At 48.5% G+C, this 13017-nt stretch carries 11 protein-coding genes; 7 read left to right on the top strand and 4 right to left on the bottom strand.

Annotation, left to right across the window (positions count from 1 at the left end; translation table 11 throughout):
• Positions 1-20: 20 nt before the first annotated feature.
• The 5 genes from A8F97_RS01000 (at position 21) to A8F97_RS00980 (ending at position 4603) form a co-directional block, all read left to right on the top strand.
• Positions 21-464: a PTS sugar transporter subunit IIA gene (locus tag A8F97_RS01000; protein WP_025919295.1), complete on the top strand. Its 444-nt coding sequence runs from the start codon at positions 21-23 to the stop codon at positions 462-464.
• 13 nt (positions 465-477) lie between these two features.
• Positions 478-783, top strand: coding sequence for a PTS sugar transporter subunit IIB (locus A8F97_RS00995; protein ID WP_014701183.1), 306 nt, complete (start codon positions 478-480; stop codon positions 781-783).
• Between the two features lies 1 nt (position 784).
• Positions 785-2083, top strand: a complete 1299-nt coding sequence (locus A8F97_RS00990) for a PTS sugar transporter subunit IIC (protein ID WP_014701184.1) — start codon at positions 785-787, stop codon at positions 2081-2083.
• A gap of 18 nt (positions 2084-2101) precedes the next feature.
• Positions 2102-3499 (top strand): glycoside hydrolase family 1 protein, encoded by a 1398-nt coding sequence (locus A8F97_RS00985; RefSeq protein ID WP_014701185.1) that lies wholly within the window; start codon positions 2102-2104, stop codon positions 3497-3499.
• A 93-nt stretch (positions 3500-3592) separates the two neighbouring features.
• Positions 3593-4603, top strand: coding sequence for a LacI family DNA-binding transcriptional regulator (locus A8F97_RS00980; RefSeq protein WP_014701186.1), 1011 nt, complete (start codon positions 3593-3595; stop codon positions 4601-4603).
• A 186-nt stretch (positions 4604-4789) separates the two neighbouring features.
• On the opposite strand, the gene A8F97_RS00975 is transcribed toward A8F97_RS00980, so the two are convergent.
• The 4 genes from A8F97_RS00975 to A8F97_RS00960 all read right to left on the bottom strand — a co-directional run bounded on the left by A8F97_RS00975 (position 4790) and on the right by A8F97_RS00960 (position 11102).
• Positions 4790-5524 (bottom strand): phosphoadenylyl-sulfate reductase, encoded by a 735-nt coding sequence (locus tag A8F97_RS00975; protein ID WP_033071911.1) that lies wholly within the window; start codon positions 5522-5524, stop codon positions 4790-4792.
• A 12-nt stretch (positions 5525-5536) separates the two neighbouring features.
• Positions 5537-7270 carry an assimilatory sulfite reductase (NADPH) hemoprotein subunit gene (cysI, locus tag A8F97_RS00970; protein ID WP_025919298.1) on the bottom strand — a complete coding sequence of 578 codons (1734 nt, stop codon included), beginning with the start codon at positions 7268-7270 and terminating at the stop codon, positions 5537-5539.
• Positions 7270-9099 (bottom strand): NADPH-dependent assimilatory sulfite reductase flavoprotein subunit, encoded by a 1830-nt coding sequence (cysJ, locus tag A8F97_RS00965; RefSeq protein ID WP_033071912.1) that lies wholly within the window; start codon positions 9097-9099, stop codon positions 7270-7272. The genes cysI and cysJ overlap by 1 nt, the downstream gene beginning before the upstream one ends.
• Before the next feature lie 278 nt (positions 9100-9377).
• A complete protein-coding gene (locus tag A8F97_RS00960) occupies positions 9378-11102 on the bottom strand; it encodes a PilZ domain-containing protein (RefSeq protein WP_033071913.1) in 1725 nt (574 codons plus the stop codon).
• Positions 11103-11628: 526 nt separating this feature from the next.
• Here A8F97_RS00960 and A8F97_RS00955 point away from each other — a divergent pair.
• Positions 11629-12369, top strand: a complete 741-nt coding sequence (locus tag A8F97_RS00955; protein WP_033071914.1) for an EAL domain-containing protein — start codon at positions 11629-11631, stop codon at positions 12367-12369.
• Positions 12370-12649: 280 nt separating this feature from the next.
• Entirely contained in the window at positions 12650-13012 is a 363-nt protein-coding gene (gene queD / locus A8F97_RS00950) for a 6-carboxytetrahydropterin synthase QueD (protein WP_014701192.1), read from the top strand.
• Positions 13013-13017 lie beyond the last annotated feature (5 nt).

The raw sequence follows: 13017 nt of genomic DNA, 5'->3' as shown, positions 1-13017 counted from the left end.
GTAAGTCATACGGGAACACTATGAACGAATTAAAAGAAAAATTAATAAAATACAATTGCATAAAAGTAATTGATTCAGTTGACGGCTGGGAGGAAGCCATAAAAATGGTGGCGACTCCTCTGCTTGAGAAAAAATTTATTGAGCCGCGTTATGTTGATGAAATAATCAGCGAAACAAAAAAAATTGGCGGTTATTACGTTTATGACGATGAGGCCATTGCCCTACCTCACGCCCGTCCCGAGTGCGGTGCCCTGAAAAATGGAGCTAGCCTTTTATTATTAAAAACACCGATTGCCATCAACGGCAGTACGCCAGTCAGCCTCATTCTGATGTTCTGTGCCATTGATGCCAGGGAACATATCGAGTCCGGCTTGAAAAATATTATGGAGATGCTGGAAAACGAAACAAAAATGGAAAGTATCCGTAATGCCCGTTCCGTTGAGGAACTGATCAACGTTCTCTAAGTGAGGAATCATTATGAAAATTGTACTTGCCTGTGCATTCGGGATGTCCACCAGTATCGTGGCTAAGAAAATCACCGCAGCCCTGTCATCGGCAGAAGCGGGCTGGGTTGTTCACGCAAAAAATATCGACAGTCTGGCGGACTATGTACGCGATTATGACGTTGTTCTGCTGGGACCTCAGGTCCGGATGCGGCTGAATGATGCCCGTGCGGTCTGTGAACCACTGAATATACCCGTTGATGTCATGAACGCCGTGGATTATGGCACTGGGAACGGGGAAAATATCATCAAAGCGATCCATAAAATGAAAGGCGCATGATATGTTATTCAATAATTTCAGCGCATTCCTTGAACGCTGGCTGATGCCTGTGGCAGAAGTAATCAGCCGGCAACCCCACCTGATGTCTGTAAGAAACGGGATGGTTTACTCCCTGCCGTTCACTATTGTGGGCAGTTTCTTCCTGGTGCTGGCTTCACCGCCAGTGGATCCAGACACCCTGAATCAGGGTGCCTTTTATGCGCCATTCCTGATGGCCTGGTATAACTTTTCACAAGATTACCACCAGTACCTGATTGTACCCTACACCATGACGATGAAGATTCTGTCAATTTTCGTTGTATTGGGTATCTCCTACAGCATGGCTGGCTATAAAAAGCTTCATCCGTTTACGTCGGCCATTAATGCGCTGGCAAGCTTCTTTATCGTGACCGCCGGCTTCAGTGATACAAATCTCAGTACCGAGTATTTCGGGGGACAGGGCCTTGTCACTGCCATCATGGTTGGCCTGATCAGTATCGAACTGACCGCATTTTTCATCAGAAGAAATATCACGCTGAAGCTGCCTAATGGCGTCCCAGAGGCTATTGCGGAATCTTTCAACGCCCTGATCCCGTTAACAGTCAATGTACTGCTGTGGTGGGGGCTCACCATCACTTCTGTGGTGGCATTCGACAAGAGCCTGCCAGCGCTGATTTTCTCCTTTGTCTCCCCCGCCCTGTCAGGCGTGGATAACGGCTTTTTCATGACGCTGGCTTTTGGCCTCGGACAACTGTTCTGGTTTCTGGGGATTCATGACACCGCGACAGTATGGCCAATACTGGACCCGCTGGGGCAGTCTAATATTCTGCTTAATGCGCAGAACTACGCCACCGGGCAACCGCTTACTGGCGTTCTGACCGATCAGTTCTGGGGGTCTTATATTGCTATTGGCGGCTCCGGCTCTACTCTGGTGTTTGTTTTCATGCTGGCCATGAGTAAGGCCAAACATCTGAAACAAATTGGCCGGCTTGGGCTTATTCCCAGCCTGTTTAATATCAATGAACCGGTAATATTTGGCCTGCCAATATTCCTCAACCCCATTCTGTTTGTTCCGTTTGTACTTGCCCCTATGGTCAACACCGCGCTGGCCTACACGGCAATCAACTTTGACCTTATCGGGCACAGCTTTGTGAGCATTCCCTGGTCCACTCCGTCGTTCCTTTCCGGCCCGTTGTCTACTCTGGATTATCGTGCCGGTATTCTCGTGGCGTTTCTGATGATTCTGGATGCCTTTATTTATTACCCATTCTTTAAAATTCTTGAAAAACAGCAAATTAAACAAGAATCTGCTACTGAATGATTTCATATAGGAGGAAAAATGTTCCCAAATAATTTTTTGTGGGGATCGGCGACTGCGTCTTATCAGGCTGAGGGTGCATATAATCAAGATAACCGGGGGATGACAATCTGGGATGAGTTCACGCACACTCCAGGGAAAAGCTTTGGTGATTCCAACGGTGATGTGGCGGCCGATCATTATCATCGTATCGATGAAGATATCCGGTTAATGAAAGAAACAGGTCATAATGCATACCGGTTCTCCATTGCCTGGTCCCGAATCCTCCCGCAGGGAATTGGCGACGTTAACCAATGTGGTCTGAAGTATTACAACGAACTGATTGATAAGCTGATTAAAAACAACATTGAGCCCATGGTAACGCTTTATCACTGGGATTTACCGCTGGCGTTAGGAAACAACGGTTCCTGGGAAAACCGCGACACGATTGATGCTTTTATTAAATATGCGAAGATTTGTTATAAAGCGTTTGGTGACCGGGTAAGGATCTGGACCACGTTTAACGAACCCACATATTTCATCAAGTCTGGTTATCTGATTGGTAATTATCCGCCTCAGGTTCAGGATTTCCGGCGGGCAGCTATTGTTTTTCACAACGTCATGGTGGCCAGTGCCCTGGCAATTCGTGCCTTCAGGGAAATGAATGTTCCTGGTGAAATAGGCGTTGTACATGCCTATGAAACGATATATCCGGCATCGGACAAGGCTGAAGATATTCAGGCTGCAAAGTTTGCCGATGATATCTATAACAACATTGTTTACGATGTGACCATAAACGGAATCTATCCACCGGCATTGACGGCATTGCTCAGCCAACATATGGACCTGGCATTTATTGAGCAGGACGCCGCCATACTGAAAGGCAGTACCGTTGATTATCTGGGTGTGAATTACTATTCACGTTATGTGGTAGAGCATTATTCAGGTACCCAAACCATCCTGAAAGAGAACAACAGTGGCTCAATTGAAGATAAAGGTCAGGTTTGTATCGCTGGCTTATTTCGCATCGTTGATGTTGAAGACGCAGAATATAATGACTGGGATACAGAAATTTATCCTCAGGGACTCACTGACGCGCTGTTGATCCTGAAGAAAAAATATAACATTCCCGTTTACATTACCGAGAACGGCATAGGCCTGCGGGAAACGCCTGCAACTGATGGCTCCATTAATGATGATGTACGTGTGCGCTATATCCGCGAGCATGTCAAAGCGATTGAAAAAGCTATTGAGCTTGGGGCTGATGTACGCGGTTATTTTCACTGGTCAACGATGGATTTGTACAGTTGGGTCAACGGTTATGATAAGCGCTACGGATTGTTTTATGTCGACTTCAGTAATGGCTGTCAACGCACCCTGAAACAATCAGCTTACGCTTTCAGAGATATTGCGTTGTCAAACGGTACCTGCCTCAACTGACTGTACGGGAGGGGCTAACGCCCTTCCCGTGTAAAATAGACAATCACTACGGGATACCAGATAATCCCCCGAGATTATCCGGAGAACACAAAGATGGCCACCATTCATGATGTCTGCCGCGTGGCAGGTGTATCAATCGCGACAGTTTCACGCGTTATTAACGGTGCGCGACATGTCAGACAGTCGACGCGTGAGCGTGTGGAAGAGGTGATGAAGGAGCTTGATTACAGACCCAGCTCCTTCGCCCAGACGCTGGCGACAAATAAAAGTAACAGTATCGGTCTGGTGCTTTCTGACTTTGACGGCAATTATTACGGATCTCTGCTGAAACAGGCATCAGTAAGTTGTGAAAAAATGAATAAGCAGTTGCTTATCGCTGACGGGCATAATTCTGTTGACGGAGAACTTAAGGCAGCCATGTCACTGGTTGAAAAGAAATGCGAGGTCATTATTCTTTACAGCCGTATGTGCTCGGACGATCAGCTTGCTGAATTTATGGCTTCCGTGGACGTCCCTGTGATTCACTTTGGTCGCAAGGTTCCCCGCAGGCTGGGGTGCTCTGTTTCATTTGACCAGAACGAGGCGGCGTTCACCGCCCTTTCACATCTTGTAAACCTGAAACACGAAAAAATTATTTACGTCGGCCCGCCCCAGGTGACCATTTCACGGCGTCAGCGGCATAATGGTTTTATATCTGCTGCAAAAAAACTCTCGCTTTCTGACTGGCAGATGATTGAAGCTGAGTACTCCATAACGGACGGCTACCGTGCATTTATGGATGCCTTTACTCTTTTTAAGGGAAAATATACCGCCGTAGTTGCAGCCTGTGATGAAATTGCTGTCGGTATCCAGCGCGCCTGTATGGAACTCGGTGTGAAAATACCCGATGAACTTTCATTAGTTAGCATTGACAATGAAGAGCTGAGTAGCTTTGTTACACCCAAATTAACCACTGTCAATGTACCGATTAAGGACATGACATCCTACGCCATCGATGCTGTTTATGAAAAACTGATTAATGATGACACCTTAAAAAGCAAGGTATTCAGGGGGGAACTCATTATCCGTGAGTCCACGGGGATTAATCCCCATATCAGCAGGTAATTGATAACAGTGCGCTGGTGTCAACTACCGGAACGAAATGGTGACATTGTGATGCGAAGCCAGTCCCTTTACGACAGAGGAGACTCATCGCATGAAACGAGATATGAGACATTTTGCTGACCCTATATTTCTGAGCCAGTCAGTTGCTTAACTGACTGGCATTAGGGTAATGCACAGCTCTCTTTTTTACCCTTCGTGCAACCCGCACTCGCGTTTCAGGCCGAAGAAGCGGGTTTCTTCTTCGCTCATCCCCGGTTCCCATTTGCGGGTGGTATGGGTATCGCCAACGGACAAATAGCCCTGCTCCCACAGCGGATGGTAGCTCAGGCCATTCTCTTTCAGGTATTGATACACCGTCCGATTATCCCAATCGATAATCGGCAGGAATTTGAAGACGCCGCGCTGAATCGCCAGCACTGGCAATTCCCCTCGGCTACCGGACTGCTCACGGCGCAGGCCAGCAAACCAGGTCCCTGCATTTAGCTCGCTCAACGCACGGTTCATCGGTTCGACTTTGTTCAGCAGGTTGTAGCGCTCGATGCCTTCCACGCCCTGCTCCCACAGCTTGCCGTATCGGGCCTCCTGCCAGGCAGGGGACTCGGCGGCACGATACACGTGCAGATTCAGCGTAAGCTGTTTCGTTAGTGCATCAATGAACTGATAGGTTTCAGGAAACAGATAGCCGGTATCCGTAAGGATAACCGGAATATCCGGCCGCTGTTGCGTCACCAGATGCAACGATATCGCAGCCTGAATGCCGAAACTGGACGACAACACAAAATCGCCCGGCAGATTCTCCAGCGCCCAGCCTACTCTTTCCTGCGCGGACAGTTGTTCAAGCTGACCATTCACGCCAGCCAGCGCGGCTACCTGTTCCTCTTTCGGTAACGCATTGAGCACCTCAAGGTTAAATTCGGCCATCAGGCTCTCCTGTCAGTCATAAAAATCGCGGGCGGGATCCAGCACCGGTTTAATGATGTTGGTACGAACGACGAAATCACCGAAGCCTTCATTCGGCTGGCGATCTTGCGCCCACAGCCCGACAAGTCTGTCGATTTCCGCGAGGATCTCGGTTTCATTAATGTTTTCGCGATACATACGGGGAATACGTGTCCCTTCGCGATTCCCGCCAAGGTGCAGGTTATAACGCCCCACCGCTTTGCCCACCAGACCGATTTCCGCCAGCATCGAACGGCCACAGCCGTTTGGACAGCCCGTAACGCGCAGGACAATGTGTTCATCGCCCACGCCGTGCTGCTGCATAATACCTTCCACTTTCGTGACAAACTCCGGTAGGAAACGCTCGGCTTCAGCCATCGCCAGCGGACAGGTTGGGAACGATACGCAGGCCATCGAATTCTTGCGCTGCTCGCTGACGCTGTCATCAATCAGGCCATGCTCACGTGCCAGCGCATCAATCTTCGCTTTGCTACGCGCAGGAACACCTGCCACGATCAAGTTCTGATTCGCTGTTAAGCGGAAATCTCCTTTATGGATCTTGGCGATTTCCGCCAGACCGGTTTTCAGCGGACGACCTGGATAATCCAGAACACGACCGTTTTCGATAAACAGCGTCAGATGCCATTTATTGTCGATACCTTTAACCCAGCCGATGCGATCGCCACGCCCGGTGAATTCATACGGGCGCACCGCTTCAAATTTCACACCAGCACGCGCCTCCACTTCCTGCTTGAAGTTATCGACACCCACGCGTTCCAGCGTGTATTTAGTTTTGGCATTTTTACGATTGGTACGGTTACCCCAATCGCGCTGCGTGGTCACCACCGCTTCTGCGATGGCCAGCGTATGCTCAATGGAAATATAGCCGAGTTCACTGGCGGTACGCGGATAGGTTTCTTTGTCGCCGTGCGCGATAGAGAGCCCACCGCCCACCAGCACGTTAAAGCCCACCAGACGGCCATTATCGGCAATCGCAACGAAGTTAAGATCGTTCGCATGCAGATCGATATCATTTTGCGGCGGGATAACCACCGTCGTTTTGAACTTACGCGGCAGATATGTCGAGCCCAGAATCGGCTCCTCATCCGTCGTTGCCACTTTTTCCTGATCCATCCAGATCTCAGCATAGGCGCGCGTGCGCGGCAGCAGATGTTCAGAAATCTTTTTCGCCCACTCATACGCTTGCTGATGCAGTTCGGACTCGATCGGGTTAGACGTACACAGCACGTTACGGTTCATGTCGTTCGCCGTCGCCAGCGCATCCAGACCGATGCTATTCAGCATCTGGTGTACTGGTTTCACGTTCGCTTTGAGAATGCCGTGATACTGGAACGTCTGGCGATTCGTAATACGGATACTGCCATAGAGGGTATTTTCAGTCGCAAATTTGTCGATCCGTAGCCACTGCTCTGGCGTCATCACGCCACCGGGCAGGCGGCAGCGTAACAGCATCGCATGGCGCGGCTCCAACTTCTGCTCGGCACGCTCGGCACGAATATCACGATCGTCCTGCTGATACATACCGTGGAAACGGATCAGCAGAAAGTTATCGCCCTTAAAGCCGCCAGTCAGACCATCGTTCAGGTCTTCAGCAATCGTGCCGCGCAGAAAATTACTTTCTGTCTTCATGCGCTCGGCATCAGCGAGTTTCCCTTCTACCACCAAGGGACCGGGGTGTTTTTCACTGAAAACGTATTTTTCGCTCATTAGTACACATCTCGCTGATAACGGCGCTCAAGGCGCAGATCGCTTAAAAACTCATCGGCCTGTTCACTGTCCATGCCGCCATGCTCAACTATCACATCCAGCAATGCCTGCTCGACGTCTTTCGCCATACGATTGGCATCACCGCACACGTACAGGTGCGCCCCGTCCTGGATCCAGCGCCAGACTTCCGCGCCTTTTTCCCGCAGTTTGTCCTGTACATAGACCTTGTGCGCCTGATCGCGCGACCAGGCCAGATCGATAGCCGTCAGCAGGCCATCTTTAACGTAGCGCTGCCACTCAACCTGATACAGAAAATCTTCCGTAAAGTGTGGATTACCGAAGAACAGCCAGTTCTTCCCTTCCGCCCCTTCGGCATCGCGCTGCTGCATAAACGCGCGGAACGGTGCAATGCCGGTGCCCGGCCCAATCATGATGACTGGCGCATCTGAATTAGCAGGCAGGCGGAAATTATTGTTATGTTCGATGAAAACACGGATTTCATCATCTTCACTCAGCCTATCGGCCAGATAGCTGGAGGCTCCACCGGCACGCGCACGGCCTTCGTATTCGTAGCGCACCACGCCAACGGTGATGTGTACTTCGCTTTCGACCTCTGCCTGCGAGGAGGCGATAGAGTAAAGACGCGGTGCCAGCGGGCGCAGCAGGCCAAGCAACTGCTCCGCCGTCAGTTCTGTTGGCGCTTGTCGCACCATATCCACCAGTGGCGTCCGCTGCGCAAACTGCTGAAGCGCAGACTTATCGGCCAGCAGTGACAATAGCGTCTCATTGCGCGACAGCGCGGCATATTTCTCGACGATCGGCGCGGTGTTTTGCGTCAACTCAAAGTGGCTTTTCAGCGCCTGCGATAGTGGCAGCGTCTCACCGTCAACGCTGACGGATTCATCACCTTTCAGCCACAGTAGTTCCAACAGTTCCTGCACCAGCGCAGGATCGTTATCGAACCACACGCCTAACGCATCTCCCGGCTGATAACGTAAGCCAGAATCCCCCAGATCGATCTCGATATGGCGAACATCTTTTTCGGAGTTACGTCCGGTCACTTTCTGATTCACTGCAAAGGTGGCCCGCAACGGCGAGGCTTTGCTGTACAGGCTGCTGGTAATTTCATCCAGTGCGCCCTGAGCGGCAATCTGCGCGACGGCTTCACCCTGAACCGGCACCCGTGCCTGCAAAATATCAACCAGTTGGCGCCGCCATTGCCCAGCAAGCGCCTGATAATCCACATCAGCATCAACGCGATCCAGCAGGCGCTCAGCGCCTAACTCAGCCAGACGGCTATCGAAATCCTTACCCGCCTTGCTGAAGAATTCGTAAGAAGTATCCCCCAGACCAAACACGGCAAACGCGGTGTCTTTCAGCGCCGGGGCTTTTTTGGACAGCAGGAACTTATGCAGCGCGACCGCCTCTTCTGGCGGCTCCCCTTCACCCTGGGTCGAAGCTACGATCAGCAGCAGTTTTTCCTGCCCAATTTGCTTGAACTTGTAATCACCCGCATTGACCAGATTGACGGACAGCTTGGCCGCCAGAAGGTCGTCACGCAATTGTTCCGCGACCCGACGCGCGTTGCCCGTCTGCGAGGCGGAGATCAGCGTAATGGTTTGCACTGGCACCGTAACTGCGGATGCCACCGTAGCGGTGGCCGTTATCGCACCTGGCTGCACGTTCCCAGGCTGCTGTACCAACCCCCAAAAATAGCCGGATAGCCAGGCTAGCTGCGTCGATGAGAAATCACCGGTTGCCGCCTGTAGACGCGTTAATTGCTCCGCACTCAGCGGAAGCAATGAAGTGGGGGAAACCGGAGTAGTCATGGTGATTTCTGTTTCCTTGTGCCTGTGCAGTTAGCCAACGACGCTAATACAAAAACATGCAATAAAAAGATGAATGGAGGATAAGGGTAACGATCTGCATCTTAACAATTAAAGAAATGATGGAAATATTAAATAACCAAAATGACTAAATGGTTTTTCTGATAGCCCTTATTGCCTAAAGTGTTATAGCTGATGGCATGCGCGTTGCGTGGCAATATTGGTAAGAATGCATTCGGAAAGTGGGGCTGCTGCGCAGCCCCATACAAACAAGATGTGGGCTAAATTTTCAGGACTTTCATGCCAAAATCGTCAGGATGAACGATGTTTTCGAGCTGGCCGACCTGCAACAAGTCGCCTTTAGAGACGACGCTGCTGATATTGGTGTCAGGAAAGCGCAGATTCTTGACGAGATGCACCACGATCGGTTTACCCTTTTTATCAATATCCATCACCCAGCCAAGAAAGCCTCCCGAATATTTAGCCAGACTACCTATTGGATAGAGACCGTAAATCTGCACATAATTAACCAACACGGCTTTATCGTAGGCTCCGTTCGCCTCATAGATTTTACGGTAGGCGGCCAATGGTGTGCGGGGAGAAATACCATTGCGCGTATGCCTTAGCTTATTAATCGCCTTAATCACAGAGACTAATCGAGCGAGCTCCGATAACCGATCGCCGAGTTTACCCTGTGGATAGCCGCTGCCGTCCAAACGCTCGTTAGCATTCTCAATCACATCGCGACACGTGGGGGTTATCACCCAATCTAGCTCACGTAATTTCGCGCACAGCACACCCACATGACCGCTAAGAATCACTTTCTGCGCAGGGTTCATATTCACTTTCAGCGACGGAAGGCTGGCATTCACCAACAACGGCTTTCCCATAGTGTGGAGTAACGCGCCTAGCACCGCCTCACGCACCTGAGGCGCGTGGGGATCGGAAATTAACAGCATATCGGCCAGTTTCCCCGCCACCTGAACAGCATGCCTGACCCAATCCGCTTCATCACGCAGGAACGACAGCGCATACAAAAAAGCCTTTCTCTCTTTTTTGACCATATAAAGCAAGGTGTCAACACAGTCATAGAAGATATCAATAGGCAGTTGATTGCGCGTTTTCATGTACATCAACCCAATTTGAAGCCGATGAGCAACCTCCATTACCCCGCGTTCCATCGGCGTCTGCCGGGTACGTTTCTCTCGCTCCTGACTTTCTCGCAGCAATAGACTTTTCTCCTTGGTGCCCGGAGTGAACAGCGGGGACGAATACACCATGCTGCCAGTAATGCCGGTTCGGTAGGCTGCTTCTCTTTCTGACTCATTCGTATAACGGAGCAGTGCTTCAGACTGTGATGAAGACAAATTGATAAATTGGATGCCAACAGCGGCATAGCCATGATTCCCAAAAGGCCGTATATGGCGAATTTTCCCCTCGGAATAAAAGCTTTCTCCGTTAGGGAATTCAAGCGCGATGCCGGGGATATCTTGACCAACTTCAATCGCGATACTCTCAACCAGATCGATTTCGACCATACACCCACCGGTCGATAAATTACGCAACGTTCCAGGTACGTTAAGTGTGTGAATATACACTTCAATACGAGCACGAGCCTGCATGCCAAGAATAAAAGGAATACGGATCGCGCCTCTGTTTTCCGTAACGAAAACAGACTCGGGCAAACGACATTCCAGACGATAAAATAGACTGTCCATCTTGAATAATTGTGTGGAAATATTACAAAGGCTGTAGGTTTCTCGTTCGATATTCTCCGTACCTTTGAGTGCCTCCAGATCAAAATTCAAACCACCATCTCCGAGATATCTGTCGATATCCGAGCCAGAATATTCCACTGCCAATACGATTCGGTTTTTATCCAGATTCAGTTCCATAACGTCTGCCTTCAATGCATATAGCATATCTTTGGCGTAGATAGACATCACATAGGTATGTTGCAGCAATGCGCTAATCACTTTAGCGGGAGGGGGAGAAAAGTGTTCCACAATAAGATCCACCTATTAACGCGATGGTGATATATCCAAAAATCCAAAAAAGGATTTCTCTCTTTTTAATAAAAATGAATTCTTTCGTGGGATTTAATGATTTAGAAAATGCCTATTCTACTGAGTAAAACATCACCCAGGATAAATTCCTTATTTTTTCTCATCCCGATATCATTACGAAACGACGCTCTCATCGTTGTTTATCATCCTAACAAGGATGCCCAAAAGGCACAACGCTCTCACACGCCCATAAATTAGATTAAAATTCAAACAAAAAAAATACTAAATCCAAATAAACAAAAATAAATAACATTAAAAACCATAAAAATACAAATAAAAGGCACAAAACGCCAATGTCGACATAGATTTAAACGATCATTATTTTTTAATCAATAGCTAGTAACTATTAAACAGGGATTATTGATCATTTAAAACAATTTCCAAACATTCCAAATTACTGTGTAGAATCCAGACTGGTAATGTTATGGCATTGCTATATCTATGGAGAGGGTGAGTAATCGGTAAAATGAATACAACAACATTAAATATCGATGGAAAAATTTTTAGGTTAACGGCAGAATTTCAGCCTATTATCCATCTCCCTCAAAATAAGATATTCCGCTATGAAGCCTTGGCCAGGTTTTATAACTCAGAAGGTGTCTTAGCATCGACCCAGCAGACAATAGATAAAATTGAGAAGTGTAAAGCAATCGATGAAGTGACAGATTTTATGTTTGATGTTGTCTGTCAGGTAATAAAAAATAAAAGCAGCATAACAATATCATTCAATTTGTCGCACCTTCTTTTTAATAACTCTGCCTATTTGGAAACGTTGTATCAAAAATGCATAATGCATAAGGTCAGCCCACAGAATATAGAAATAGAGATCAGTGAAAAAACGACCCGCCAACAGCTAATTGATGGAATTCCTTTTTTAAACCAAGCTAAACAATATGGCTTTATGATTTCATTAGATGATTTTGGCGCAGGAAACCTACAGGTTGATAGCCTGAGCTTGTTTAACTTTGATACAATAAAAATCGATCGTTCCATTATAGATGGCATCGGTAAAGAAGAAGCAAAATCACAAAAACTAAAAGTCTTATTGAACAAACTCATCCCTCTTGGAGTGAATATTATCTGTGAAGGTGTTGAAAAAGCCACCGATTTAAATCGATTAAATAAATACCATCCTATCGGCATTCAAGGATATATTTTCTATCGCCCATTAACGCTCAGCCAATTAAGGCTGCTGGAAGGTTTTTAGCTGATATCTTCGTCTGCTGCTGCCCAACGCCTCATTGGTCAACACATCATCATGCTGTCTATGATATCAACGCCTACGATAAATCCCCCCGCCAATAACGTCTTAGGCAATAAACATTAGCAAACAGGCTCACATTACGGTACTGGCCACTGGCATCACACGGCGCTCGTGCAGCGGGAAGAATAAATGATTCGCGCAGCACTTTCAGGTAGTATGCGACGGTTTTTTGCATACTATGTTCTGAAAGTCTCCTTTTCAGAACGAAACCGGGAACCTCACTATGGTCACTACACTATTTAAAGATTTTCAGTTTGAAGCCGCACATCATTTGCCTCACGTGCCGGAAGGCCACAAATGCGGGCGACTGCATGGGCACTCTTTCATGGTGAGACTGGAAATTACCGGTGAAGTGGATCCGTATACCGGCTGGGTGATGGATTTCTCTGAGCTTAAAGCCGCGTTCAAATCTACGTGGGAACGGTTGGATCACCACTATCTGAATGAAATCCCTGGGCTGGAAAACCCGACTAGTGAAGTGCTGGCGCACTGGATCTGGCACCAGTTGAAGCCAGCATTACCGCTGCTCAGTGCCGTGATGGTCAAAGAAACCTGCACCGCTGGCTGCGTCTATAAAGGCGAGTAACTGCA

Origin of the sequence: Pectobacterium parmentieri, from assembly GCF_001742145.1 — a bacterium.
In the GTDB taxonomy this organism is placed as follows: domain Bacteria; phylum Pseudomonadota; class Gammaproteobacteria; order Enterobacterales; family Enterobacteriaceae; genus Pectobacterium; species Pectobacterium parmentieri.
This window is presented reverse-complemented; position numbering and strand designations above follow the sequence as displayed.

Bases quoted from the DNA above. Each gene is read 5' to 3' on its own strand.
- A8F97_RS01000 (WP_025919295.1), top strand. From the start codon at position 21: ATGAACGAATTAAAAGAAAAATTAATAAAATACAATTGCATAAAAGTA.
- A8F97_RS00995 (WP_014701183.1), top strand. From the start codon at position 478: ATGAAAATTGTACTTGCCTGTGCATTCGGGATGTCCACCAGTATCGTG.
- A8F97_RS00990 (WP_014701184.1), top strand. From the start codon at position 785: ATGTTATTCAATAATTTCAGCGCATTCCTTGAACGCTGGCTGATGCCT.
- A8F97_RS00985 (WP_014701185.1), top strand. From the start codon at position 2,102: ATGTTCCCAAATAATTTTTTGTGGGGATCGGCGACTGCGTCTTATCAG.
- A8F97_RS00980 (WP_014701186.1), top strand. From the start codon at position 3,593: ATGGCCACCATTCATGATGTCTGCCGCGTGGCAGGTGTATCAATCGCG.
- A8F97_RS00975 (WP_033071911.1), bottom strand. From the start codon at position 5,524: ATGGCCGAATTTAACCTTGAGGTGCTCAATGCGTTACCGAAAGAGGAA.
- cysI (WP_025919298.1), bottom strand. From the start codon at position 7,270: ATGAGCGAAAAATACGTTTTCAGTGAAAAACACCCCGGTCCCTTGGTG.
- cysJ (WP_033071912.1), bottom strand. From the start codon at position 9,099: ATGACTACTCCGGTTTCCCCCACTTCATTGCTTCCGCTGAGTGCGGAG.
- A8F97_RS00955 (WP_033071914.1), top strand. From the start codon at position 11,629: ATGAATACAACAACATTAAATATCGATGGAAAAATTTTTAGGTTAACG.
- queD (WP_014701192.1), top strand. From the start codon at position 12,650: ATGGTCACTACACTATTTAAAGATTTTCAGTTTGAAGCCGCACATCAT.